Below are 23,111 nucleotides of genomic sequence, written 5' to 3'. Positions count from 1 at the left end.
TAAACGCGGCCGTGGCGGTTCGGCTGCGTGCTAAAGCTTGCAAGAGGCGTGCGGTCGGCGGCAAAGGGTGCGGATGACCGACGAATTCAAGCCCGTTCCGCCCTGCGTGATCCTCAACGAGCCCCAGCTGGCCCAGAACATCGGCTCGGTGGCCCGCGTGATGGCCAATTTTGGGCTGTACGATCTGCGCCTGGTGCGGCCGCGCGATGGTTGGCCCCAGGAGGGGGCCTGGGCCAGCGCTTCGGGAGCCCACTGGCCGCTGGACGACGCCAAGGTGTTCGACAGCCTGGAAGCGGCGATCGCCGACCTGAAGCTGGTCTACGCCACGACGGCCCGCCCGCGCGAGACGCGCTTGCCGGTCTATACCCCGCGGGAGAGCGCCGGCCATCTGGCTGAGGAAGTCGCCCATGGCCGGGCCGTCGGCCTGCTGTTCGGCGGTGAGCGCGCGGGCCTGGAGACCCACGACATCGCCCTGTGCCAGGCCATCGTCTCGATCCCGATCGACGAGCGCTTCCGGTCGCTGAACCTGGCCCAGGCCGTGTCGATCAACGCCTACGAATGGAAGATGACCCAGGACGACCGGCCCTGGAAGAAGTTCGAGCACAATGTCGAGGAGCCCGCCGACCAGGCGACGCTGCTGGGCCTGTACGAGCATCTCGAGGGCGAGCTGGACAAGGCCGGCTTCTATCATCCGCCGGAAAAGCGCCCGTCGATGGTGCGCAACTTGCGGGTCCCGCTGGCCCGCGCCCGCCTGACCGACCAGGAAGTCCGCACCCTCCGCGGCGTGATCACCGCGCTCAGCAAGGGCCGCGGCCGTGTGTTGGCCAAGCTGGCCGAGAAGGCCAAGAAGGACGGCGAGGGCTAGCTCCTTAAGGAGTTGATCCGGCGTCGGAATTGACGCCGATCATCCGCCGGCGGAGCGGGTGGGAGCAGGGTTCCGGCGTGGTCGACGCAAGGAGCCCTTCATGACCCCCGACGCAAGAACCCTGGTGGTCGTCGCCGACGGACACCGCGCCCGCCTGCTGGAGCAGGCCCGAATCGACGGTCCGCTGCACGACCGCCCCGAATGGCTGCCGGGGATGCGCGAGCATCACGAGCACGAGGGACCGACCCACATCGTTCATGCGGGCGACGTGCGCGACCGGGCCGAGAAGGCGTTCCTGCGCACCCTGGGCAAGAAACTCGACGACTTGATCTGCCGGCAGTCGTTTGACCAAGTGATCCTGGTGGCTCCGCCGCGCGCCCTGGGCCACCTGCGCGGATCGCTGTCGTCGCCGGTCGCCCGCAAGGTGGTCGGCTCGGACCCGCACGAACGCGTCGACGCCACCATCATCACCTTGCAGGAAGTGGTTCACGCCGCACGTCACGCCCGGGCAGCGTAACGTGTAGCGAGAGGGGGCGGACCGGAGCGCGAAACTCCTCCCCTCGTGCTCCGGTCCAGCTCATCGCCTGAGGACTTGCCCGACGGGCGGATCGGGCGTTCACTCCCTTCAAACAAGTGTTGGGGGGGCGGCGTGAACCGTCGGGAACTGCTGGCCGCGGCCGGCGCGCTGGGCCTTGCGCCTGCTTTCGCCCAGGCCGCTGAAGGCGACGCCACGGTGGCGCGTGACGCCTATCTCTACGCCCTGCCGCTGATCGAGATGGCCACCACCCGGGCGCGGGCGCTGAAGGCGCCGGGCGCGGCGATCAACACGCTGATCCATACCCGGACGCTGTCGGACCACACCATGCGGTGGGTCACGACGCCCAACAACGACACCCTCTATTCGACCGCCTTCCTGGATCTCTCCAAGGGGCCGGTGACCCTGACTATCCCGCCGCTGGGCGCGCGCTACTACTGCGTGGCGGTCATGGACATGTTCACCAACAACGATGTGGTGCTGGGCACACGCACGATCGGTGGCCGGGGCGGGACCTTCACCCTGTGCGGACCTGGACAGGCGTCGAGCGGTCCCAATCCGGTGCGGATCGCCACGCCGCACGCCTGGCTGCTGATCCGCACCCTGGTCGACGGCGAGGCCGATCTGGCCGCTGCCCACAAGGCCCAGGACGGTTTCGTCGTGAAGGGGCCGCCTGGCGCGCCGGTCCCGGCCTTCGCCGCCCGCGACGCCGCGCCCACCGACTACTTCGCCGCCGCCCGCGCGCTGCTGGCCGCCAATCCCGCGCCGGCGACCGACCTGAAGATCCTGGCCCGCACCGCACCGTTCCTGGGCGCGGGACCGTTCGACGCCGCCACGGCCGCGGCCGGGGTCGAGCAGGCGCGGATGATCACCGTCTTTGCCCGCGGCCGACAGGTGTTCACCGGCGGCTGGTCGTATCCGCGCCCGAACCTGGGCGACTACGGCCAGGACTATCTCTATCGCAGCATCGTCGCCCTGCAGGGCCTGGGCGCGCTGCCGGTAGCCGAGGCCATATACCTGAAGGCGGCCGGCGACGACGGGGCGGGGACTTTCACGGGCGATGGCCTCTATCGCCTGACCCTGCCGCCCCAACTGCCGTTGGACGCCTTCTGGTCGCTGTCGATGTACGAGGCCCTGCCGGACGGGCAGTTCTTCTTCACCGACAATCCGATCAAGCGCTACACGATCGGTGACCGCACCCCGGGCCTGAAGCGCAACGCCGACGGTTCGCTGGACCTGTGGATCGGCCGCAGCGATCCCGGCGGCGAACGCAGCGCCAACTGGCTGCCCGCGCCCAAGTCCGGTCCCTTCGCCCTGTTCCTGCGCGCCTATCTGCCGCGCGCCGAACTGCTGGACGGCCGCTTCCGCGTGCCGGCGGTGGTGAAGCTCTAGCCGGCCACCGCCAGGCTGCGCTCCAGGTGCTCGACCAGCAGGCGCACCTTGGCGGGCAGCAGGCGCAGGTGCGGATAGACGGCCCAAACACCTTCGTCGGCCGGGCGGGCGTCTTCCAGCACCGGGACCAGGCGGCCATCGGCGATCGCGGCGTCGACATAAAAGTTGGGCAACTGGCAGATCCCCAAGCCTTGCAGCGCCGCGTCCAGCACCGCCTGGCCGCTGTTGCAGCGCCAGCGACCCTGCGGCTTGAAGGCGATCTCGCGCTCGCCGTCGGCGGTGGTTTCTCGCAGGGGCCAAGTGTCGGACGCACCCAGCACGCAGGCGTGCAGCGACAGGTCCGCGATGCTCTGCGGCGCGCCGGCCCAGGCCAGATAGGCTGGCGAGGCGGTCAGGCGGCGGGTGCGCGAGGCCAGGCGCTTGGCGATCAGCCGGCTGTCGGTCAGGCGACCAAAGCGAATGGCCAGGTCGAAGCCCTCCGAGACGATGTCGCGCACCGCATCGTCCAGAGCCAGCTCGATCGACAGCTTGGGATGGGCCAGCAGGAAGCCGTTGACCGCCGGGGCCACGAACCGCTCACCATAGGCCGTCGAGCAGGTCATGCGCAGCAGGCCCTTCAGCGCCCCGTCCTCCTCGCCGACGGCGGCCAGGGCCTCGTCGCGGTCCAGGATCAGCTGGCGGCAGCGGGCCAGGAAGGCGCGACCGGCGTCGGTCAGGCTGACCCGGCGTGTGGTGCGATAGAGCAGGCGGGTCTGTAGCCGCTCCTCCAAGCCCGCCACCGCACGGCTGACTCCGGAGGTCGACAGGCCCAGCCGGCGCGCGCCTTCCGAGAAGCTCTCGGCCTCGGCCGTCGCCACAAATTCGTCGATCCCGTCCCAGCGGCTCATTTCGTGCGAATGCGCTTATTGTTTTCTGTGTGCAACAATGTTTTGCGCTGACAGGGATTATCGCCGCGGGCTCGAGGGCGTACCAAGATCGCCGCAAAGCAAGGAGCCCTCCCGATGAAGACCCGCGCCGCCGTCGCCTTCGAAGCCAAGAAGCCGCTGGAGATCGTCGAGGTCGATCTGGAAGGGCCCAAGGCCGGCGAGGTCCTGGTCGAGATCAAGGCCACCGGCGTCTGCCACACCGACGCCTACACCCTGGACGGCCTGGACAGCGAAGGTCTCTTCCCCTCGATCCTGGGCCACGAAGGCGCGGGCGTGGTGGTCGAGGTCGGCGCGGGCGTGACCTCGGTGGCTGTCGGCGACCACGTGATCCCGCTCTACACGCCCGAATGCCGCCAGTGCAAAAGCTGCCTCAGCGGCAAGACCAACCTCTGCACGGCCATCCGCGCCACCCAGGGCAAGGGGCTCATGCCCGATGGCACCAGCCGCTTCTCCTACAAGGGCCAGACCATCCACCACTACATGGGCTGCTCGACCTTCTCGAACTACACGGTCCTGCCCGAGATCGCGGTCGCCAAGATCCGCCGCGACGCCCCGTTCAAGTCGGCCTGCTACTGCGGTTGCGGCGTGACCACCGGCGTCGGCGCGGTGACCAACACCGCCAAGGTCGAGCCGGGCTCGAACGTCATCGTCTTCGGCCTGGGCGGCATCGGCCTGAACGTCATCCAGGGCGCCAAGCTGGTCGGCGCCAACATGATCATCGGCGTCGACATCAACCCGGACCGCGAGGAATGGGGCCGCAAGTTCGGCATGACCCACTTCGTGAACCCGAAGGACGTGCAGGGCGATCTGGTCGCCCATCTGGTGGCCCTGACCGACGGCGGCGCCGACTACACCTTCGACGCCACCGGCAACACCGGCGTGATGCGCACGGCGCTGGAAGCCTGCCACCGCGGCTGGGGCGAGAGCATCATCATCGGCGTGGCCGAGGCCGGCAAGGAGATCGCCACCCGTCCGTTCCAGCTGGTCACCGGCCGGGTCTGGAAAGGCACGGCCTTCGGCGGCGCCCGCGGTCGCACCGACACGCCCAAGATCGTCGACTGGTACATGGACGGGAAGATCCAGATCGACCCGATGATCACTCACGTCCTGCCGCTGGAAGACATCAACAAGGCTTTCGACCTGATGCACGCCGGCGAGAGCATCCGCACCGTGGTGACGTTCTAGCCATGACCGTCGAGACCCTCGCCACCCACCGCGTTCATGGCGGCACGCTGCGTTACGCCAAGCACGACAGCGCCAGCACCGGCACCCCGATGAAGTTCACGGTGTGGACGCCGGCCAAAGACAGCAAGGGCGGCGAGGGGCCGTTTCCCTATCTCGTCTGGCTGTCGGGCCTGACCTGCACCGAGGACAATTTCACGGTGAAGTCGGGGGTCTACGAGTATGCGGCGAAACACGGGATCGCCATCGTCGCGCCCGACACCTCGCCGCGGGGCGAGGGCGTCGCCGATGATCCGGCCTACGACCTGGGGCAGGGCGCGGGGTTCTATGTCGACGCCACGCAGGCCCCGTGGGCGCCGCACTTCCAGATGTGGTCGTACGTGACCAAGGATCTGCTGGAGGCCGTCGACGGCGCGTTTCCGCTGGATCCGGCGCGACGGGGGATCTTCGGCCACTCGATGGGCGGCCACGGCGCCCTGACCATCGCCCTGCGCAACCCCGAGCTCTTCAAGTCGGTCAGCGCGTTTTCGCCGATCGTCTCGCCGCTGAATTGCCCGTGGGGCGACAAGGCGATGAGCGCCTATCTGGGCGCCGATCGCGCGGCCTGGCGGGCGCATGACGCCTGCGCCCTGATCGAGGATGGCAAGGGCTCAGAGTTCGACGAGATCCTGATCGACCAGGGTCTGGCTGACAACTTCCTGGAAAACCAGCTGAAGCCGGAGCTGATCGAGGCCGCCGCCGACAAGGCCGGCCGCAAGGTCACGGTCCGCCGCCAAGCGGGCTACGACCACAGCTACTTCTTCATCTCGACCTTCATCGGCGACCACGTGGCCTTCCACGCCGCTAGGCTCTAGGCGCGGGCTTCCTTCAAGCAGGGGGCGTGGAACAGCGCCCCGCTCCAGGCCCCTTGCAGGGTGCGGGCGGCGACGATCAGCCAGACGCCGGTCAGGGCCGCCGTCAGCAGATGGCCGAAGGTCAGCAGGCTGGGGATCGGCAGGATCCCCGCCAGCCGCAGCGTCGCCAGGGTGAAGGCCCCCAGCGGGAAGGTGTAGCCCCACCAACCCAGGTTGAAGGGCAGGCCCAGCCGGATCTGGCGCAGCGTCGCCAGGGCGGCGGTGGCCAGCCACCACAGGCCATAGCCCCACAGCAGCAGCGCGCCCAACAGGCTGGCCCCCCGGAATGCGGGGCCATAGGCGCCTAGCCCCACGCCGCCCAGGGCGTCTGGCGCGGCCTCGCCCAGCAGCAGCAGGCCCAGGGCACCGGTGGCGATCGGGCCCAGGGCCAGCCAGCTGGTGGCGGCCATGCCGGCCTCTGGCAGCTTGTGCAGGGCCATCCGCAGCACCAGGATCACCAGCACGCCCAGGGCCAGCGGCGCCGACAGCGCCCACAGCGCGTAGCTCGACACCAGCACCTCCAGCTTCATGGCCGGATCGGCCAGGTGCGGGATCAGCAGGCCGCCGCTGGCCGCGGCCACCTCGGCTGGGACGATCGGCAGCAGCCAGACGGCGGTCATCCGGTCGATGCCGTGGTCGTGGCGGGTGAACATCAGGAATGGGACCAGCAGGCCGCAGCCGACCGACAACGCCACGTCGATCCGCCACAGGACGGCGGCGATCTCGACCGCCTGCGCGCCCATGAGATCGATCCCGAACACCAGGAAGCCGTTGACGATGGTCGCCAGGGCCATCGGCGCGCAGCCCAGGAACATCGACATCACCGGATGGTCGAAGATCCGCCGGGCCTCGTGCGGGAACAGGATCCAGCGCGCGGCATAGAGGCCGGTGAACAGGACGAACAGGCCGATATTGGCCAGCCACAAGCCTTGCCCCGCCAGCTTCAGCGGCGTCTGGGCCAGGACCAGGGCGACGATGCCGGTGCCCATGCTGGCGGCGAACCAGTTGGGCGTGAACTGGCGGACGATCTCGCGCGGGCTGTCGAGGTGCGTGAAGGGCTGGGCGGTCATGCCGCCGTGATGCCTGTGCCAGATCGTTCGATCCAACGCGTTCTTTCGTTTTTAATGTTCGTTTTTATCGAACGATTGCGCGATGGCCAGGAACGCTTCGCCGGCCTTGCCGCGCCAGCGGTCCTTGTGGCGCACCAGCCAATAGGCCCGGGGCGGCAGGTTGAACGGCGCCTCGACTAGGGTCCCGGCGGCCAGGCTGGCGGCGGCGACGCTGCGCGACAGCACGCCCGCGCCCATGCCGGCCTCGATCGCGCCGCGCACCGGCTCGTTGTCGGGCAGGGTGACGGCCAGGGTCAGAGCCGACAGCTCAAGGCCTGATCGGGCCAAAAGCAAGTCGAACACCGCGCGGGTGCCCGAGCCCGGCTCGCGCAGCACCCACGGCGTGGCGGCCAGATCCGTGAGAGCCGGACGGGCTGTGGCCCAGGGATGGTCAGGCGCCACCAGCACGGCGGGCTGGTCGTGGTCGACGACGCTCACCTCCAGCGTCGGGCCGGCGACCTCGCCCTCGACGAAGCCCAGCTCGGCCAGGCCCTCGGCGACGGCCTGCGCCACCTGGCGAGTATTGCCGATGGCGACGTCCAGCACGACCCCCGGCCAGGCGCGGCGGAAGGCGGCCAGGCGCTTGGGCAGCCAGTAGCTGGCGATGGTCTGGCTGGCGTGGATGGTCAGGCGACCCCGCGACAGGTCGCCGAGGTTGCTCAGCGCGGCTTCCGCCGCCTCGGCCCGGGCCAGCACCGCCTTGGCTTCCGCGAGGAACACCTGGCCGGCCGGATTGAGCACGACGTTGCGCCCGACCCGGTCCAGCAGGCTGACCCCGTGCCGCGCCTCCAGCGCCGCCACCGCGCTCGACACCGCCGACTGGGTCAGGTTCAGCTCACGCGCGGCCTGGGTCACGTGCTGCCGCTCGGCCACGGCCACGAAGATGCGAAGCTGCTCCAGGGTCATGGGAAGAGGTTTAGGCCAAGTCGCCGGTCCTGGCGAACCGCCCGTCCACATTGACTCTCCAGCCCCGTTCCCCCATAAACCGCGCCTTCACGCCGCCGGCTTGCCGGACGGCGCGAAGACTGCATGACGGATTGACCCGAAGCCGCCGTTGAGATCGCACCTCTTTCGAGGGGAGCCGGCCCGGATCGAAAGAAGAGTGACTTATGTCCAAGCGCCATAGCGCCAAGTACAAGATCGACCGTCGCATGGGTGAAAACCTGTGGGGCCGTCCCAAGTCCCCGGTCAACTCGCGCTCGTACGGCCCCGGCCAGCACGGCCAACGCCGCAAGCAGAAGGTTTCGGACTTCGGCCTGCAGCTGCGCGCCAAGCAAAAGCTGAAGGGCTACTACGGTAACCTGACCGAGAAGCAATTCGCGCGCACCTACGAGGAAGCGGCCCGTCGCAAGGGCAACACCTCGGAGAACCTGATCTCGCTGCTCGAGTCGCGTCTGGACGCCATCGTCTACCGCGCCAAGTTCGTGCCGACCGTGTTCGCCGCCCGCCAGTTCGTGAACCACGGCCACGTGACCGTGAACGGCAAGCGCGTGAACATCCCGTCGTACCGCTGCAAGGCCGGCGACGTGATCCAGGTCCGCGAAAAGTCGCGCAACATGGCTCTGGTCCTCGAAGCCGTCGCCTCGAACGAGCGCGACTTCGCCGAGTACGTCTCGGTCGACGCCAAGAGCCTGTCGGCCACCTTCGTCCGCGCTCCGGAACTGTCGGAAGTTCCGTATCCGGTGAAGATGGAGCCGAACCTGGTTATCGAATTCTACGCTTCGTAAGCGTCGGATCCGACCAGACTACGGAAAAGGCCCCGGAGCGATCCGGGGCCTTTTTTGCATGTTTTGACACAGGCTCCCTTAAGGGAACCCCGCCTCTTGAAAGCCCGTGGACCTGCTCCCAGCTTAATAGGGCGGGACCGGGCCCCTCTGGCGAGCGATGCAAGCGCTCGTGATGTCGGACCGCATCGGGTGTTCTCGATGTATGGGTCCGGCTGCCCCCCTCTCCCCCCAAAGGCGCCGCCAGCATCGAGAACATCCGATCCAACCCTTTGGACCGGAGGTTCGTGAATGCCGCTTTTGATGTGCCCCAACTGCGATGGTTCGATGCAGGCCGTACAGCGCGCCGGCGTCGAGTTCGACATGTGCCCGCGCTGTCGCGGGGTGTGGCTGGATCGCGGGGAGCTTGAGAAGCTGATGGCCTTCGAGCGCGAGGAAACCCAGGCGACTTACAACGCCCCGCGCCCTTACGCGCGGCCCGATCACCACGCCGACCAACATCGGGGCTACGGTGACCACAGGAAACGCGACGACGATGACGACGACCGTTATCGCCGACACGGCCAGTACGGTCACCAGAAGAAGAAACGCTTCGACCTCTTCGACATTTTCGACTGAACCCTCAAGGCAAACGACAACAAGGCCGATGAACCACTTCAAGACCTACATGCTGCTGGCAGGTATGACCGCCCTGTTCGCGGGCGTCGGCTACCTGATCGGCGGCCCCACCGGCATGGCGATCGCCCTGGTCCTGGCCCTGGCGATGAACGCCTTCTCGTACTGGAACGCCGACAAGATCGTGCTGCGGACCTATGGCGCGCAGGAGGTGGATGAGAGCCACCCCGAGCCGCTGATCCGCCACTACGCCGGCGACGTCGCCGAGATGGCGCAGAAGGCCGGTCTGCCGCGTCCGCGCATCACCATCATCGACAGCGACCAGCCCAACGCCTTCGCCACCGGCCGCGACCCTGACCATGCCGCCGTGGCCGCGACGACCGGCCTGCTGCGCCTGCTGACCCGCGATGAGATCCGTGGCGTCATGGCCCACGAGCTGGCCCACGTGAAGAACCGCGACACCCTGGTGATGACCGTGACGGCGACCATCGCCGGCGCGATCTCGGCCCTGGCCAATTTCGCGTTCTTCTTCGGCGGCTCGCGCGACGAGGAAGGCAATGGCGGCGGCATCGGCGGGATGATCGGCGCGATCGCCATCGCCATCCTGGCGCCGATCGCGGCCATGCTGGTGCAGATGGCCATCAGCCGCGCCCGCGAGTACGAGGCCGACCGCATCGGCGCCGAGATCGGCGGCGACCCGGCTGCGCTCGCCCGCGCGCTGGAGAAGATCGAGGTCTACGCCCGCAGCGGCTACGAGAACCACGCCGCCGAGCGCAATCCGGCCACGGCCCACATGTTCATCATCAACCCCCTTTCGGGAAAGGGCGCGGACAACCTGTTCTCGACCCACCCGGCCACTCATAACCGCGTAGAGGCCCTGATGCGTCTGGGCGTGGGCCAACAGGCCCGCCGTCCCGCGCCAACCCTAAAGTCCCTGGGCGTCCCCAGTGTTCCGCCGTCGTCCCCCCGCGGCGGAGCCAGCAGCCCGGGACCGTGGGGCTAGGTAACTCTTCGCGTCCCTCGCGCGTCCCCCCAACCCCAACGCGAGGGTCCTGGCGGCGTCGGGTCTTTGACAGACCTGGCGCCGTTTTTCTTTACGGGGCCTCGACCGGCAGCAGGCGGCTGTACTCCCAGGCCCACGGCATGCCGATCTCGCCCAAGGCGGCCTGCACCAACGGCGGGAAGATCCGCTGGGCCAAGCCGTTGTTGGACAGCACCACCACGCAGCGACGGCCTGTCTCGACGCAGACCAGGATGTTGTCGGTGATGCCGTTGTGGCCGCCCTTGAAGAGGGCGTGGCCGGCAGGACCATCGAAGGTGACCACGCCGATCCCGGCTGCCAGCTTGATCCGGGCGTTGTCCGGGTTGTCTTCGACGCCAAAGGTCGGGAACTGCTGCTTAGCGGTGATCGGCAGGCTGGCCTTGGCGAGCTCGGCGCGGGCCTTGGGCGACAGGCCCCAGCCCGAGGCGATGGCCGCCGCCAGCTTGCCCATGTCAGTGATGGTGGTGTCCAGCGAGCCGGCCGCCTTTACGCTGGAGCGGTCGTCGTGCGCTTCCCAGGTCCCGTCGTCCTTCTGGCCATCGGCCAGGTCGCCGGCGAAGTCGTCCCGCCACACCATGCTGGAGCGGGTCATGCCCAGGGGCTGGAACAGCCGGCGGTTCATGTCCTCGCCGACCTTCAGGCCCAGGCCCTGTTCCAGCACGAACTGCATCAGGTTGATGCCCTCGCCGGCATAGGCGTAGCGGGTCCCGGGATCGAACTTGATGTCCAGCTTCTCGTCGGGATTCAGCCAGCGGAAGTTGGGAAAGCCCGCCGAATGGGTCATCAGGATGCGCGGGGTGATCGCCGTCCAGCGTGGGTCGCCCGCCAGGTCGGCATATTGCGGATAGTCGGGCAGGGGCTTTGGCAGATAATCCGCGATCGGCGTGTCCAGGGCGATCTTCCCCTCGTCGACCAGCATCATCAGGTAGTAGGCGAACGCCGTCTTGGTCAGCGAGGCGGCGTACATGATCGTGTCGGGCGTCAGCGGATCGCCCTTGGCGTTGCGCGAGCCCTTGGCCACGACATGCGCGACCTTGCCGTCCTCGACCACCGCCATGGCGACGCCGGGGATCTTGCCCACGGCCATCAGTCGGTCAAGCTCGGCGTCCAGCTTGCGGTGGTCGGCGGCGGAAGCGGGGAAGGCGACGGCGCTGGCCAGTGATGCGGCCAGGAAAATGGAGCAAAGGCGCACAGGAACTTCCCCCTACAGGCTGGCCATGTCGCGAGCAGTGGGCGATCTTCAGCCTAGTTCGGGCGGTTCGTACAGAGGTCGATGAACGTCGTTTTCTCGCGCAGAGGTTTTGTGCTCGCCGGCTCGGCCGCGGCCCTAGCCGGCTGCGCGACGACGGCGCGGCCCATGCTGCTTCCGGCCTCGCCGGAGGAGACCTGGGCCGAACTGGAGCCGCTGGTCATCGTCGAGACCGGCGCGGACTCCCTGACCATCGGCGTGCGCTCCAGGGGCTGCGCGGCCAAGGCCGACTTCGTGTTCCGCGTCGATCGCAAGGCCGACCACGCAGTGGTGGCCTTCGCCCGGCGGCGGCTGGAGACCTGCAAGGGGCCGGTGGGCCAGGGGACGCTGAAGTTCGGTTATGACGAGTTGGGCCTGACGCCGGGCGAGCCGGTCGTCATCGCCAATCCGCTCAGCCCTTCGGCGTAAAGCGCTCGACCATCCAGGGCAGAACCCGCGCCGGTCGTTTGGCGGCGATGTCGATCAGCACCCAGTCGGTGCGGCTCTGGGCGCACATCTCGCCGTCGGGACCGTCGATGCGGACATAGCGCTCGAAGCGCGGGCCCTTCAGCTCGCCGACCCAGGTGTAGCCCGTGGCGACCTCGTGCGGCAGCAGTTCGCGGCGATAGTCGATCTCGTGGCGGCGCGCGACCCAGCTCCAGGGCGCGCGCTGCTCATCGGTCGCCCAGGCTTCCCAGTGGGCGATCGCCAGGTCCTGGGCCCAGGCCAGGTAGACCACGTTGTTGACGTGGCCGTTGGCGTCGATCTCTGACGCCTTGGGCTCGAAAGTCAGGGAATAGGCGTCGCTAGGCGGCGTGAAAAGGATCACGCAGCGATGAGGCCCTGCTCGGTGAAGAGGGTCTTCAGTTCGCCCGACTGGAACATCTCGCGCACGATGTCGCTACCGCCCAGGAACTCGCCCTTGACGTACAGCTGCGGGATGGTCGGCCAGTCGGTGAAGGCCTTGATGCCCTGGCGCAGGTCGTCGTCCTGCAGCACGTCGACGCCGACGAACTCGACGCCCAGATGGTCGAGGATCTGCACGACGACCGACGAGAAGCCGCAGCGCGGCTGATCCGGCACGCCCTTCATGAACACCACGACCGGATGCTCGGCGATGGTCTTGGCGATGAAGTCGGTGGCGGGGGTCGAGGTGACGTCGGTCATGGGCAAAGTCCTAGAAGAGTCCTGTCAGCTAGGCGCCGTGTGACGTCCGGTCAAGTGCGGCCGTCAATTACGGCTCGCAGCCTTTTCGCGTTCCTGGGCCGAGAAGCGGGCCATCTCGATCTGGGCGCAGACATTGGTGGGCATGTCCCGCTCGACCACGGCGGCCAGACGCTCGACGTCGGCGCGGTTGTCGGCGGTGATGCGCAGGGTGGCCAGCGACGGCTCGGTCAGGGCGTAGCCCAGGCAGATCTCCTCGCCGTTCCAGCCCGCGGTGTTGTGCAGGAACTCGTAGCCGCCAACATCGGCCAGCGGGTCAGTGCGGCGTCGCCACAGGGACGGCTTGGGCGGGGCCTTCTCGCCGCCCTCGCGCAGGGCCTGGGGCCAGAAGTCCTCGCCGATGACGGCGAAGTCGCGCTGAGCGGCGGAGCGGATCCGGTTACGCTCGGCCCATCCCGACGACAGGTTGAACGGCGAGGACACCGCCGTGACCAGGCCGTTCTTCAGAAGGCGCGGATCGATGTCCCCGCGGCTGGCGATGCCCAGGCCGCGCAGGGCCCGCGCCTGGTGCAGCGAGCGCAGGCTGGCCTCGAAGGCCGGCGGCAACTGCGGGGCCAGCGGGTCGTTGATCAGGACGAGATCCAGATACTCCAGGCCCAGGCCGTCGAAGGCCGAGCCCAGCAGGCTGTCGACCGCCTGCTGGCCCAGGACGGCGACGTCGCCGCGCACCCGCCAGGTCAGGAACAGCAGGTGGCGCTCGACCGAGGCGAAGGCTTCGCCCGCGCCCTTCAGCAGCTCCGGCGAGTCGCCCTCGACCTGGAAGCTGTTGATGCCGTTCTCCAGCGCCGTGAAGACCAGCGCGCGCCAGTCGTTGGCCCGCAGGCGCGCGCTGTCGGCCAGGCGCAGGGTGAGCGCCGAGACCGCCATGCTCGATTTGCCGAAGGGCCGATAGCGCAAGGGCTTGGGTTCCTATTCCGCCGGGGCGGCGGTTTCGAGGGCCAGGGCGTGCAGCGTACCGCCCAGGACGTCGGCCAGGGCCTTGTTGACCAGCTGGTGCTGACGCACGCGGGGCAGGCCCTTGAAGGCGGGCGAGACGATGCGGGCTTTCCAGTGATCGTTGTCGCCGGCCAGGTCGGTCAGCACGATTTCGGAGTTCGGGAAGGCCGAGGCGAGGCGAGCCTCGAGCTCGGCGTGGGACATGGGCACAGGGAGGCTCCGATCCTTGGACAGTCTATGTCGCCGTTATTCCTTAAGAACACTGGAAGGGTTGTCTCAGGACTTCGCGGCGCGATGTCGCAGATTTAATTGAATTCGCCGCCCAGCGCACGGCATGTAGACGGCATGACCTTTATTTCTCGCCATCTGCTGGCCGCACCCGCCTTCGCCCTGCTGCTCGCCGCGGCCGCGCCCGCTTTCGCCGACCCGGGCGACAAGGCTCTGGACGACGTGCGCATCCTGTCGGCCGACGACATGCAGGGCCGCGCGCCGGGTACGCCGGGTTCGGAAAAGGCGCGGGCCTACATCCTGTCGCGGTTCGCGCAGATTGGTCTGTCGCCGATCGGCGAGACGTTCGAGCAGCCGTTCAGCTTCGCCAAGCGTGACGGGACCGCCGTAAAGGGGATCAACCTGATCGCCCGGATCAAGGGGACGGACGCCGGCGGCAAGGCCATGGTCGTCTCGGCCCACTACGACCACCTGGGCGTCCGTGACGGCCAGATCTACAATGGCGCCGACGACAACGCCTCCGGCGTGGCCGGCCTGCTGGCCGTGGCCGAGGCGTTCAAGGAGAAGGCCCCCAAGCACGACGTGATCTTCGCCGTCGTCGACGCCGAGGAGGGCGGCCTGCGCGGCGCCCGCGCCTTCGTGGCCAACCCGCCCGTGCCGCTGGAGACCATCGCGCTGAACGTCAATTTCGACATGCTCAGCAAGAACGCCAAGAACGAGCTCTATGTCGCCGGGACCGCGCCGTTCCCCGGCCTGAAGCCGATCCTGGTCAAGGTCGCCACGACCGCGAAGGTCACCCTGAAGCTGGGGCACGACACCGACGCCGACGGCAAGGAGAACAACTGGAGCAACCAGTCCGACCACTACGCCTTCGGCGAGAAGGGCGTGCCGTGGGTCTATTTCGGGGTCGAGGACCATCCGGAGTACCACAAGCCGACCGACGACTTCGCCAGCGTGCCGCAGGACTTCTTCAAGCGCTCGGTCGCCACCGTGGTGCAGGCCAGCCTGGCCCTGGAACGCGATTTGGGTACAGCGACGGGGCGATAAGCTTCACGGCCTAAACCCGTGGTTTTGTTACAATTCATACCGCGACGAAATGTCGCCTAGTCGTCGCGGTACGGTTATCACTCCTTAAGCGTGGCCAGGCAACGTGACTCGGCCCACGCGAGGAGTTCGAGATCATTTCCGCCCGACTGCGAGACCGGCTTCCCAGGGCCGCGCCGGCCGTGGTGCTCATCGTGGCGGCGGCCGTGGCGATGGACTTCACCGTCAACGTGCTGATCCTGCGCGCGCCGGCGAACTTCACCCCGTACATGACGATGCTGATCTCGACGATCATCGCGGTGCCGCTGGCGCTGTGGGTCGTGGGTCAGACCCTGAGCCTGGAGCGCATGCGCGACCAGCTCTCGGCCAGCGTCGCGGACAAGGACGCCCGCCAGGCCGAGGCCGAGGCGGCGCTCGAACGGCTCGGCGAGACCAAGCGCCTGTACCGGCTATTGGCCGACAACCTGACCGACCACGTGGCCCTGTGGTCGCCCACGGGCGAGCGCCTCTACAGCTCGCCCAGCATCGAGCGCATCACCGGCTTCACGGTGGAAGAATTCATGGCCCTGCCGCCGACGGCGATCGTCAGCGAGGCCGATTTCGACCGGGTGGCCGCGCTGATCCGGACGCTCCAGCCGGGCGGCCCGCCGGCGGTGGCCACCTATGAGAGCTTCCGCAAGGACGGCGCCTCGATCTGGATCGAGAGCACCTATTCGCGCCTGGGCGACGGCTCCAACATCCTGATCGTGGCGTCGCGCGACATCACCGAGCGCAAGCAGCTGGAGCTGAAGCTGGTCAAGGCGCTGGAGCTGGCCGAGGGCGCTTCGGCCGCCAAGTCCGACTTCCTGGCCAACATGACCCACGAGCTGCGTACGCCGCTGACGGCGATCATCGGCTTTGCCGAGGTGCTGCGCCGCTCGCGCGACCTGTCCAAGACCGCCGACCGCCAGGTGGGCCATATTCTGGACGCCAGCCACACCCTGCTCAGCGTCGTCAACGACGTGCTGGACTTCTCGCGCCTAGAGGCGGGCGGGCTGGAGCTGGATCCGGCCCCGTTCGATCCGTCGGCCATGGCCTCGTCCTGCGCCGCCCTGGTTGAGGAGCGGGCGGTGGCCAAGGGCCTGGCCGTGCGGGTCAAGGCGCCCAAGAGCCTCAAGCCCATGAACCTGGACGGGCCGCGCCTGTCGCAGGTGCTGCTGAACTTCCTGTCCAACGCCGTGAAGTTCACCGCCCACGGCTCGATCACGGTGGCCTTGAGCCAGACCGTCGACGGCGACACGGCGGTGCTGCGCGGCGAGGTGGTCGACACCGGCATCGGCATCGCGCCCGAGCACCGCGACAACATCTTCGACCGCTTCTCGCAGGCCGACGCGGCCGTCTCGCGACGCTTCGGGGGCACGGGCCTGGGTCTGGCCATCTCGCGCCGGATCATCGAGCGCATGGACGGCAAAATCGGCGTCGACAGCGCCAAGGGGCGGGGCTCGACCTTCTGGTTCGAGGTGCGCGGTCCGCTGGCCGAACTGCACCCGCCGGAAGAGACACATGCGGTCGAGGGGCTAGACGCCGACGCCGGCGTGCGCCTGCTGCTGGTCGAGGACAACGCCGTCAATCGCGAGCTGATCCGCACCATGCTGGAGCCGTTCGGCGTCGAGCTGGAGACCGCCAACGACGGCGTCGCCGGCGTCGAGGCCATGCGCCAAGGCCACTACGATCTGGTGCTGATGGACGTGCAGATGCCGGTGATGGACGGTCTGACCGCCACCCGCGAGATCCGCGCCATGGAAGGCGCCCGCGGCGCCTCGACGCCGATCGTGGCCATGACCGCCAACGTCCTGCCCGAGCAGATCGCCAACTGCCTGGCCGCCGGTATGGACGACCATCTGGGCAAGCCGATCAGCCCGACCAAGCTGCTGGAGACGGTGGCGCGGTGGTCGGGACGGACGCACGCGGCCTAGGCCGAGCTCGCCCCCTCCGGCCCTCTGGGCCACCTCCCCCGCATCGCGGGGGAGGAGACTAGGGTCAGTCGACGCAGAGCGTGCCGGTCGACTTGCCGTTCTCGATGCGGGCGAAGCAGCCGAACTGGCGGTTCGTCTTCTGGCACTTGCCCGAGGTCGCGCTCTGGCTTTCCGCATTGCCCTCAGCGATGCAGGCGCCTTCGCACTGGCTCTTGTCGGTGCAGGCCTTGCCGGCGTCGGCATAGGGGATGACGCAGGTCGGGATCTGGGCGCGACCGACCGGCTGCATCGACCCGCCCTTGGCCGCGCAGGCGCTGGCCTGGGCTGCCGCCGACGGGGGATTGCCCGCCTCCGGCGCGCCCGTGGGCGCGCAGGCGGACAGGATCAGGGCGGCGGCGGTAGCCAGGAAAGCGAGGCGCATGGTCGTCCTTTAGGCCTTGGGGGCGTTCATGTAGCCCGGCAGCCAGGCCTCGTGGGCCGTGCGCAGGGTTTCCAGGTCGACGCTAAACAGATCTTGCGACGCAAAATTGTCCCCGCCCGCGACGCCGGCCAGGTTGGCGTGGACGCCGGCGGCCTTGGCCGCTTCCAGCACCGCGTCGGGATCCGGCGTGGCGATCAGGTAGCGGGCCTGGTCTTCGCCCAGCAGGTAGGGGTGAGCGTGGGCGGCGCTGGTGGCGTTCAGGGTGACGCCGACCTTGCTGGCCAGGGCGATGTCGGCCGCGGCGACCAGCAGGCCGCCGTCCGACAGGTCGTGGACGCCCGCGACCAGGCCCGAGGCGATCAGGCCGCGCACGAAGTCGCCGTTCTTGCGCTCCAGGGCCAGGTCGACCGGCGGCGGGGCGCCGTCTTCGCGACCCAGGATCTCGCGCAGATAGATCGAGGCGCCCAGTTCGCCATGGGTCTCGCCGATCAGCACCAGCGTGTCGCCCTCGGCCACGTTGCCAAAGCCCGTGCGCAGGTCGAAGTCTTCCAGCAGGCCCACGGCGCCGACAGTCGGGGTCGGCGGAATGGCGACGCCGTTTGTCTCGTTGTAGAGGCTGACATTGCCGCTCACGACCGGGAAGTCCAGCACGCGACAGGCCTCGGCCATGCCGTCGGTGGCGCGCACGATCTGGCCCATGGTCTCGGGCTTTTCGGGGCTGCCGAAGTTCAGGTTGTCGGTGATGGCGATCGGCAGGGCGCCGGCGGCCGTCAGGTTGCGCCAGGCTTCCGCGACAGCCTGCTTGCCGCCCTCATAGGGATCTGCCTGGACGTAACGCGGGGTGCAGTCGCTGGTGACCGCGATGGCCTTGCCAGTGCCGTGGATGCGCACGATGCCGGCGTCGCAGCCGGTGGCGCTGTCTTCAAGGGTGTCGGCCATCACGTGGCGGTCGTACTGCTCCCACAGCCAGCGCTTGGAGGCCATGTCGGGGCAGCCGACGATCTTCAGGACGGCTTCGTTCCAGTCGATCGGGGCGGGGATGGCGGCCGGGTCGAGGCGCGCGTCCAGCTTGGGTTGGACCCACGGACGGTCATACAGCGGGGCGTCGTCGAACAGCGGGGCCAGCGGCACGTCGCAGACGGTCTCGCCGTGATGCTTCAGCACCAGGCGGCCAGTGTCAGTAGTGTAGCCGATGACGGCGGCGTCCAGGCCCCATTTCTCAAAGATGGCGTGGCCGTCCTGTTCGCGGCCTGGCTTGAGGACCGCCAGCATGCGCTCCTGGCTTTCCGACAGCATCATCTCATAGGCCGACATGCCGGTCTCGCGCTGCGGGACCGCGTCCATGTTCAGCTCGATGCCGACGCCGCCTTTGCCGGCCATCTCGACCGACGACGAGGTCAGGCCCGCAGCCCCCATGTCCTGGATGGCGGCGACCGCGCCGGTGGCCATCAGCTCCAGCGTGGCCTCGATCAGCAGCTTTTCGGCGAAGGGGTCGCCGACCTGCACGGTGGGGCGCTTCTCCTCGGAGTCCTCGGTGAACTCGGTCGAGGACATCGTCGCGCCGTGGATGCCGTCGCGGCCGGTCTTGGAGCCGAAATAGACGACCGCCAGGCCCGGGCCGGGGGCGGCCGAGTAGAAGATGCTATCGGCCTTGGCCAGGCCCACGCACATGGCGTTGACCAGGATGTTGCCGTTGTAGCCCTTGTGGAAATTGGTCTCGCCGGCGACCGTGGGCACGCCCACGCAGTTGCCGTAGCCGGCGATGCCGGCGACCACGCCGTCCACCAGGCGCTTGGTCTTGGGGTGCTCGGGATCGCCGAAGCGCAGGGCGTTCAGGAGAGCGATCGGCCGCGCGCCCATCGTGAAGACGTCGCGCATGATGCCGCCCACGCCCGTCGCCGCGCCCTGATAGGGCTCGATGTAGGACGGGTGGTTGTGGCTCTCCATCTTGAAGATGATCGCGTCGCCGTCGCCGATGTCGATGACGCCGGCGTTCTCGCCCGGACCGCAGATGACGCGCGGCCCGTCGATCGGGAACTTCTTCAGCTGGTTCTTCGAGGACTTGTACGAGCAGTGCTCGGACCACATCACCGAGAACACGCCCAGCTCCACGAGGTTGGGCTCGCGGCCCAGCCGCTGCAGGACGACGTCATATTCGGCGGGTTTCAGGCCGAACTCGGCGGCCAATTCGGCCATGGGCTTTTGGGGCGTGCTCATGGGCGCGCCTTCTACCTTGGTCGTCCAGATTCCGCTACTGGCCTGAGAGGGTTTAAGGTCGCCTATGGCCCGGGCGGCGCCGTCGGCGCGCCGGCGGCCTCGTTCCACTTGGCGCGGCCCATCTCGATCCACTGGTCGATCACCGCGCCGCCCTTCTCGACCGAGCCCATGCGCAGCGAAACGCCGGCCACGACGCCGCCGAACAGGGCCAGCAGCACGATCAGGGTGTTGAGCAGCGGGTTCACGCCCGAGCGCTTGCGGCGTCTGGCCCAGACGGGTACGCCGCTGACATAGGTGTCTGGAAACCGAACTTCGGGGTCGGCCATGTTGGTCTTAGCTCTGCGTGTCTCGCGAAGGCTCCACCGACGCCTTCTGGTTCGTTCCCTTGAGCGAACAATGGTCGATCGAGCTTGGCTGTTCCACAACGCTCGCCCGCGGCGGCGCCCCTTAACCATGGTTCTCTAGCGACAGGCGAAGCGTCGCTGGAAAATCCTGCAAATTCCGAAGCTTGGCGGGAATTAAGGCGACTCCGCCGTAGGAACGGCGCGAGTCCGAGGTCGTTCTATAGGCGTGCTTGATGAGAGCGCTGTGAACCAAGGAGAAGCCCGATGGCTGACAACAACCGTAATCCACAGCAACAGCAGAACGACCAGCAACGGCGAGCGCCCGACCAGCAGCAACAGCAAGGGCAGCCCAGGCCGAACGAGCGGGAAGAGCAGGGCCGCAACCCGGGCGGGCAGGCCAACCAGCAGGATGAAAACGTCAGGCGCGGCGACCGCTGACCTGACGACACCTCTCCGTAGAGGGAAGGGCCGGCGCTGACCCGCCGGCCCTTTCTTTATGCCTACTTCCCGTCCACCACCGGCAGCTCGATGAAGCTGGCCGTATCCCCCGCGTGGAACACCCGCTGCGTCGCCTTCACATAGTCCTCGGGCTTGGCGAAGAAGATGTTCGGCACGAAGGTCTGCGGGTTGCGGTCGTAGAGCGGGAACCAGCTGGACTGTACCTGGACCATGATCCGGTGGCCCGGCTGGAAGGTGTGGTTCGCGGTTGGCAGGATGAACTGGTACTTCAGCGGCTTGTTGGGCGTCAGGGCCTTGGGCGTGCTGAAGCTTTCGCGATAGCGGCCGCGGAAGATGGTCATGCCGACCGGCAGCTGGTAGCCGCCCAGTTCGGGCTGGCTGGTGACTTCGTCGGGGTAGACGTCGATCAGCTTGACCACCCAGTCGCTGTCGCTGCCGCTGGTCGAGGCGGTCAGGTTGACCTTGGGCACGCCGGCGATCTTCAGCGGCGCCGTCAGCGGCTCGGTGACATAGGTCAGGACGTCGGGACGGCTATCGACGCCGCGCTGGTCGCTGACCAGCCACTCGATCCAGCGCGTGCGATCGGAGAACTGCAGCGGGCGCGGGATATAGGGCACGGGCTTGGCCGGATCAGAGACGTATTCGTCATAGGCAGCGGCCCCCTTGGCCGCGGCCGGCGAGGTGAAGTCCAGGCCGCCCTTGGCTTCCAGATAGAGGTTCTGGGTCTTGCCCTGCGGCCAGTTGGCGTAGCGATTCCACTTGTTCTGGCCGGCGTCGTAGATCAGCACCGGCGGGGTGTCGGCCTTGGGCGCGCCGTCCTTCAGGTGCTGGTCGAAGAAGGGCTTCAGCGTGTCGCGGCGGAACTGCAGGGCCGTATCGCCGTCCCACTTGAACGGACCTAGGTTATAGCCGTCATAGTTCACCTGGCTGTGCCGCCACGGGCCCAGCACCAGGTAGTTCATGTCGTTGTTCGTGTCCTTGGATTCCAGCGCCGGATACGAGTGCACCGCGCCCCAAATGTCCTCCTGGTCCCACAGGCCCTGGATCCACATGGTCGGCACCTTGAGCGGCGTCTTCTCCATGGTCTTGTCCAGCGCCTGCTCGCTCCAGAAGCTGTCATAGGCCGGGTGGGCGAACATCTTCTGGACCCAGGGCAGCTTGTCCAGGCCGTGGTTCCTGGCGTAGTCGCCAGCCGAGCCTTCGCGCAGGAAGCCGGCATAGTCGTCATAACCCTGACGCTGCACGCCTTCGCCAGAGCCCCGGACCGATGTCTGAGCGGCGTAGTAGTCGAACATCTTCTGGCGGAAAGCGCCGTACTGGAACCAGTCGTCGCCCATCCAGCCGTCAATCATCGGGCTCATTGGGGCGGCGGCCTTCAGCGCCGGATGCGGATTGACCAGGGCCATCACTACGGTGAAGCCCTCGTACGAGCTGCCCAACATGCCGACCTTGCCGTTGGTCTCGGGCACGTTCTTCACCAGCCAGTCGATGGTGTCGTAGGCGTCGGTCGAGTGGTCGACCTCGGACGAATTCAATGGCCCCTTCAGCGGCCGGGTCATCACGTATTCGCCTTCCGAGCCGTACTTGCCGCGGATGTCCTGGAAGACGCGGATGTAGCCCTTGTCCTCGACGAACACCTCGTCGCCCTGGGGCAGAATGCCCAGCATCTTGGGACTGTCGGCGCGGGCCGCGCGCTTGGCGGCGTTGTAGGGCGTGCGGGTCAGCAGGATCGGCAGGTTCTTGCCGCCCTTGGGCGTCACGATGACGGTGTAGAGCTTGGTCCCGTCGCGCATGGGCACCATGACCACGCGCTTTTCGTAGTCGTGATTGACCTTGGTCGCGACGTACTGGCCGTCGATGTCCGGCGTCATGGCCGTGATCGGGGCCGCGGCTTGGGCGTGCGCAACGCCGGCGAAAACGACCGTTGCCGCAGCGGCCAGCAATCCGGCGCGCAGCGTAGAAACGAGACTCATGGGTGGCCCTCCTGCAATGGCGGGCATCTTAGAAGCCGTTTTCAGTGAGTGCTACAGTGTAACGCTAAAGTTCCGGTTCGCGGTCAACGGCAGACGGAAAGGCGTCAGGCGCTCTCGAAGATGCTGCGGAACAGCACCGCGCCGTCTTCCGAGCCGAGATCGGCGTCGAAGGCGCGGTCGGGGTGGGGCATCAGGCCCAGGACGTTGCCGCCGGCGTTGACGATGCCGGCGATGGCGCGGGCCGAGCCATTGGGGTTTTCCTTGTAGCGGAACACCACCTGGCCTTCGCCCTCCAGACGGTCCAGCGTCTGTTCGTCGGCGAAGTAGTTGCCTTCGCCGTTGCCCACGGTCATGACCGCGTCGCGCTGCTCGCCATAGCCGGCGGTGAAGCGGGTCTGGCCGTTGACGATGTCCAGCTCGACCGGCTTGCATACATACTTCAGGCCGGCGTTGCGCAGCAGGGCGCCAGGCAGCAGGCCCACTTCGGTCAGGACCTGGAAGCCGTTGCAGATGCCGACGACGGCGACGCCCTTTTCGGCGGCCGAGACGACTTCCTTCATCACCGGGCTCTGGGCGGCCATGGCGCCGCAGCGCAGGTAGTCGCCGTACGAGAAGCCGCCGGGCAGGACGATCAGGTCCAGGTCATCGGGCAGGGCCGTTTCCTGGTGCCAGACCATCTCGACGCGGGCGCCCGCGGAGCGCTCGATGGCGACCTTGCAATCACGATCGCAGTTGGAACCGGGGAAGACAACGACGGCGGCTTTCATGGCGCGGGCCTGTAGCACCGTTCGAAGCGAAT

24 protein-coding genes and 1 pseudogene are annotated in these 23,111 nt (G+C 67.8%); 12 read left to right on the top strand and 13 right to left on the bottom strand.

Features of this window, described 5'->3' with window-relative positions; translation table 11 throughout:
• Positions 1-73 precede the first annotated feature (73 nt).
• The 3 genes from ABDW31_RS10680 (at position 74) to ABDW31_RS10670 (ending at position 2,792) form a co-directional block, all read left to right on the top strand.
• Positions 74-865 carry an RNA methyltransferase gene (locus tag ABDW31_RS10680; protein WP_343698694.1) on the top strand — a complete coding sequence of 264 codons (792 nt, stop codon included), beginning with the start codon at positions 74-76 and terminating at the stop codon, positions 863-865.
• A gap of 100 nt (positions 866-965) precedes the next feature.
• Complete coding sequence (locus ABDW31_RS10675) at positions 966-1,382, top strand: host attachment protein (RefSeq protein ID WP_184721379.1); 417 nt, start codon at positions 966-968, stop codon at positions 1,380-1,382.
• 132 nt (positions 1,383-1,514) lie between these two features.
• The gene (locus tag ABDW31_RS10670; protein WP_343698693.1) at positions 1,515-2,792 is read left to right on the top strand and encodes a DUF1254 domain-containing protein; all 1,278 of its coding nucleotides are present in this window, start codon (positions 1,515-1,517) and stop codon (positions 2,790-2,792) included.
• Here ABDW31_RS10670 and ABDW31_RS10665 read toward each other — a convergent pair.
• Entirely contained in the window at positions 2,789-3,679 is an 891-nt protein-coding gene (locus tag ABDW31_RS10665) for a LysR family transcriptional regulator (RefSeq protein WP_343698692.1), read from the bottom strand. The two genes, ABDW31_RS10670 and ABDW31_RS10665, sit on opposite strands and share 4 nt — an antisense overlap.
• Positions 3,680-3,793: 114 nt before the next feature.
• Here ABDW31_RS10665 and ABDW31_RS10660 point away from each other — a divergent pair, with 114 nt between their 5' ends.
• Positions 3,794-4,903 carry an S-(hydroxymethyl)glutathione dehydrogenase/class III alcohol dehydrogenase gene (locus ABDW31_RS10660; protein WP_343698691.1) on the top strand — a complete coding sequence of 370 codons (1,110 nt, stop codon included), beginning with the start codon at positions 3,794-3,796 and terminating at the stop codon, positions 4,901-4,903.
• Positions 4,904-4,905: 2 nt separating this feature from the next.
• Complete coding sequence (gene fghA / locus ABDW31_RS10655; RefSeq protein WP_343698690.1) at positions 4,906-5,754, top strand: S-formylglutathione hydrolase; 849 nt, start codon at positions 4,906-4,908, stop codon at positions 5,752-5,754.
• Here the strand turns inward: fghA and ABDW31_RS10650 are convergent.
• Complete coding sequence (locus tag ABDW31_RS10650) at positions 5,751-6,863, bottom strand: TDT family transporter (protein ID WP_343698689.1); 1,113 nt, start codon at positions 6,861-6,863, stop codon at positions 5,751-5,753. The two genes, fghA and ABDW31_RS10650, sit on opposite strands and share 4 nt — an antisense overlap.
• Positions 6,864-6,914: 51 nt before the next feature.
• Positions 6,915-7,808, bottom strand: a complete 894-nt coding sequence (locus ABDW31_RS10645; RefSeq protein WP_343698688.1) for a LysR family transcriptional regulator — start codon at positions 7,806-7,808, stop codon at positions 6,915-6,917.
• A gap of 203 nt (positions 7,809-8,011) precedes the next feature.
• Here ABDW31_RS10645 and rpsD point away from each other — a divergent pair, with 203 nt between their 5' ends.
• The 3 genes from rpsD (at position 8,012) to htpX (ending at position 10,244) form a co-directional block, all read left to right on the top strand.
• Positions 8,012-8,629 carry a 30S ribosomal protein S4 gene (rpsD, locus tag ABDW31_RS10640; protein ID WP_184721367.1) on the top strand — a complete coding sequence of 206 codons (618 nt, stop codon included), beginning with the start codon at positions 8,012-8,014 and terminating at the stop codon, positions 8,627-8,629.
• 288 nt (positions 8,630-8,917) lie between these two features.
• Positions 8,918-9,244, top strand: a complete 327-nt coding sequence (locus tag ABDW31_RS10635; RefSeq protein WP_343698687.1) for a zf-TFIIB domain-containing protein — start codon at positions 8,918-8,920, stop codon at positions 9,242-9,244.
• Positions 9,245-9,272: 28 nt separating this feature from the next.
• Complete coding sequence (gene htpX / locus ABDW31_RS10630) at positions 9,273-10,244, top strand: zinc metalloprotease HtpX (RefSeq protein ID WP_343698686.1); 972 nt, start codon at positions 9,273-9,275, stop codon at positions 10,242-10,244.
• Positions 10,245-10,335: 91 nt separating this feature from the next.
• Here the strand turns inward: htpX and ABDW31_RS10625 are convergent, their stop codons facing one another.
• Positions 10,336-11,475 carry a serine hydrolase domain-containing protein gene (locus ABDW31_RS10625; protein ID WP_343698685.1) on the bottom strand — a complete coding sequence of 380 codons (1,140 nt, stop codon included), beginning with the start codon at positions 11,473-11,475 and terminating at the stop codon, positions 10,336-10,338.
• A 165-nt stretch (positions 11,476-11,640) separates the two neighbouring features.
• Between ABDW31_RS10625 and ABDW31_RS10620 the strand changes: the two genes are divergently transcribed.
• Entirely contained in the window at positions 11,641-11,940 is a 300-nt protein-coding gene (locus tag ABDW31_RS10620; RefSeq protein WP_343698684.1) for a hypothetical protein, read from the top strand.
• Here the strand turns inward: ABDW31_RS10620 and ABDW31_RS10615 are convergent.
• The 4 genes from ABDW31_RS10615 to ABDW31_RS10600 all read right to left on the bottom strand — a co-directional run bounded on the left by ABDW31_RS10615 (position 11,924) and on the right by ABDW31_RS10600 (position 13,881).
• On the bottom strand, positions 11,924-12,340 hold the full coding sequence (locus ABDW31_RS10615) for a thioesterase family protein (protein WP_184721364.1): 417 nt from the start codon (positions 12,338-12,340) through the stop codon (positions 11,924-11,926). The genes ABDW31_RS10620 and ABDW31_RS10615 overlap by 17 nt on opposite strands.
• Positions 12,337-12,678 carry a Grx4 family monothiol glutaredoxin gene (grxD, locus tag ABDW31_RS10610; protein WP_184721363.1) on the bottom strand — a complete coding sequence of 114 codons (342 nt, stop codon included), beginning with the start codon at positions 12,676-12,678 and terminating at the stop codon, positions 12,337-12,339. The genes ABDW31_RS10615 and grxD overlap by 4 nt, the downstream gene beginning before the upstream one ends.
• 63 nt (positions 12,679-12,741) lie before the next feature.
• A complete protein-coding gene (locus ABDW31_RS10605; RefSeq protein ID WP_343698683.1) occupies positions 12,742-13,632 on the bottom strand; it encodes a hypothetical protein in 891 nt (296 codons plus the stop codon).
• A gap of 12 nt (positions 13,633-13,644) precedes the next feature.
• Positions 13,645-13,881 (bottom strand): BolA family transcriptional regulator, encoded by a 237-nt coding sequence (locus ABDW31_RS10600; RefSeq protein ID WP_343698682.1) that lies wholly within the window; start codon positions 13,879-13,881, stop codon positions 13,645-13,647.
• A gap of 135 nt (positions 13,882-14,016) precedes the next feature.
• Between ABDW31_RS10600 and ABDW31_RS10595 the strand changes: the two genes are divergently transcribed.
• Together ABDW31_RS10595 and ABDW31_RS10590 are read left to right on the top strand one after the other, a co-directional pair.
• Positions 14,017-14,946 carry a M20/M25/M40 family metallo-hydrolase gene (locus tag ABDW31_RS10595; protein ID WP_343698681.1) on the top strand — a complete coding sequence of 310 codons (930 nt, stop codon included), beginning with the start codon at positions 14,017-14,019 and terminating at the stop codon, positions 14,944-14,946.
• Between the two features lie 131 nt (positions 14,947-15,077).
• Complete coding sequence (locus ABDW31_RS10590; RefSeq protein WP_343698817.1) at positions 15,078-16,898, top strand: ATP-binding protein; 1,821 nt, start codon at positions 15,078-15,080, stop codon at positions 16,896-16,898.
• A 64-nt stretch (positions 16,899-16,962) separates the two neighbouring features.
• Here the strand turns inward: ABDW31_RS10590 and ABDW31_RS10585 are convergent, their stop codons facing one another.
• The 3 genes and pseudogenes from ABDW31_RS10585 to ABDW31_RS10575 form a co-directional block, all read right to left on the bottom strand.
• The gene (locus ABDW31_RS10585; protein ID WP_343698680.1) at positions 16,963-17,319 is read right to left on the bottom strand and encodes a hypothetical protein; all 357 of its coding nucleotides are present in this window, start codon (positions 17,317-17,319) and stop codon (positions 16,963-16,965) included.
• Positions 17,320-17,328: 9 nt separating this feature from the next.
• Positions 17,329-19,536, bottom strand: a complete 2,208-nt coding sequence (gene purL / locus ABDW31_RS10580) for a phosphoribosylformylglycinamidine synthase subunit PurL (RefSeq protein ID WP_343698679.1) — start codon at positions 19,534-19,536, stop codon at positions 17,329-17,331.
• Positions 19,537-19,661: 125 nt separating this feature from the next.
• Positions 19,662-19,862: pseudogene (locus ABDW31_RS10575) on the bottom strand (hypothetical protein); the annotation flags it as partial.
• A 282-nt stretch (positions 19,863-20,144) separates the two neighbouring features.
• On the opposite strand from ABDW31_RS10575, the gene ABDW31_RS10570 reads away from it, so the two are divergent.
• Positions 20,145-20,318 (top strand): hypothetical protein, encoded by a 174-nt coding sequence (locus ABDW31_RS10570; RefSeq protein ID WP_184721353.1) that lies wholly within the window; start codon positions 20,145-20,147, stop codon positions 20,316-20,318.
• A 62-nt stretch (positions 20,319-20,380) separates the two neighbouring features.
• On the opposite strand, the gene ABDW31_RS10565 is transcribed toward ABDW31_RS10570, so the two are convergent.
• Both ABDW31_RS10565 and purQ read right to left on the bottom strand, forming a co-directional pair.
• Positions 20,381-22,312, bottom strand: coding sequence for a CocE/NonD family hydrolase (locus ABDW31_RS10565; RefSeq protein ID WP_343698678.1), 1,932 nt, complete (start codon positions 22,310-22,312; stop codon positions 20,381-20,383).
• A 104-nt stretch (positions 22,313-22,416) separates the two neighbouring features.
• On the bottom strand, positions 22,417-23,079 hold the full coding sequence (gene purQ / locus ABDW31_RS10560) for a phosphoribosylformylglycinamidine synthase subunit PurQ (RefSeq protein WP_343698677.1): 663 nt from the start codon (positions 23,077-23,079) through the stop codon (positions 22,417-22,419).
• Positions 23,080-23,111: the final 32 nt, after the last annotated feature.

The organism is Caulobacter sp., from assembly GCF_039596335.1.
Lineage (GTDB): Bacteria > Pseudomonadota > Alphaproteobacteria > Caulobacterales > Caulobacteraceae > Caulobacter.
The sequence above is the reverse complement of the archived record's forward strand: the minus strand, read 5'-3'. Positions and strand labels throughout refer to the sequence as shown.

What these genes read in the sequence shown, in the direction of transcription:
- ABDW31_RS10635 (WP_343698687.1), top strand. Translation starts at nt 8,918, where the DNA reads ATGCCGCTTTTGATGTGCCCCAACTGCGATGGTTCGATGCAGGCCGTA.
- ABDW31_RS10585 (WP_343698680.1), bottom strand. Translation starts at nt 17,319, where the DNA reads ATGCGCCTCGCTTTCCTGGCTACCGCCGCCGCCCTGATCCTGTCCGCC.
- ABDW31_RS10675 (WP_184721379.1), top strand. Translation starts at nt 966, where the DNA reads ATGACCCCCGACGCAAGAACCCTGGTGGTCGTCGCCGACGGACACCGC.
- fghA (WP_343698690.1), top strand. Translation starts at nt 4,906, where the DNA reads ATGACCGTCGAGACCCTCGCCACCCACCGCGTTCATGGCGGCACGCTG.
- ABDW31_RS10665 (WP_343698692.1), bottom strand. Translation starts at nt 3,679, where the DNA reads ATGAGCCGCTGGGACGGGATCGACGAATTTGTGGCGACGGCCGAGGCC.
- ABDW31_RS10660 (WP_343698691.1), top strand. Translation starts at nt 3,794, where the DNA reads ATGAAGACCCGCGCCGCCGTCGCCTTCGAAGCCAAGAAGCCGCTGGAG.
- ABDW31_RS10645 (WP_343698688.1), bottom strand. Translation starts at nt 7,808, where the DNA reads ATGACCCTGGAGCAGCTTCGCATCTTCGTGGCCGTGGCCGAGCGGCAG.
- ABDW31_RS10565 (WP_343698678.1), bottom strand. Translation starts at nt 22,312, where the DNA reads ATGAGTCTCGTTTCTACGCTGCGCGCCGGATTGCTGGCCGCTGCGGCA.
- ABDW31_RS10680 (WP_343698694.1), top strand. Translation starts at nt 74, where the DNA reads ATGACCGACGAATTCAAGCCCGTTCCGCCCTGCGTGATCCTCAACGAG.
- rpsD (WP_184721367.1), top strand. Translation starts at nt 8,012, where the DNA reads ATGTCCAAGCGCCATAGCGCCAAGTACAAGATCGACCGTCGCATGGGT.
- purQ (WP_343698677.1), bottom strand. Translation starts at nt 23,079, where the DNA reads ATGAAAGCCGCCGTCGTTGTCTTCCCCGGTTCCAACTGCGATCGTGAT.
- grxD (WP_184721363.1), bottom strand. Translation starts at nt 12,678, where the DNA reads ATGACCGACGTCACCTCGACCCCCGCCACCGACTTCATCGCCAAGACC.
- ABDW31_RS10650 (WP_343698689.1), bottom strand. Translation starts at nt 6,863, where the DNA reads ATGACCGCCCAGCCCTTCACGCACCTCGACAGCCCGCGCGAGATCGTC.
- ABDW31_RS10570 (WP_184721353.1), top strand. Translation starts at nt 20,145, where the DNA reads ATGGCTGACAACAACCGTAATCCACAGCAACAGCAGAACGACCAGCAA.
- ABDW31_RS10620 (WP_343698684.1), top strand. Translation starts at nt 11,641, where the DNA reads ATGCTGCTTCCGGCCTCGCCGGAGGAGACCTGGGCCGAACTGGAGCCG.
- ABDW31_RS10595 (WP_343698681.1), top strand. Translation starts at nt 14,017, where the DNA reads ATGACCTTTATTTCTCGCCATCTGCTGGCCGCACCCGCCTTCGCCCTG.
- purL (WP_343698679.1), bottom strand. Translation starts at nt 19,536, where the DNA reads ATGAGCACGCCCCAAAAGCCCATGGCCGAATTGGCCGCCGAGTTCGGC.
- htpX (WP_343698686.1), top strand. Translation starts at nt 9,273, where the DNA reads ATGAACCACTTCAAGACCTACATGCTGCTGGCAGGTATGACCGCCCTG.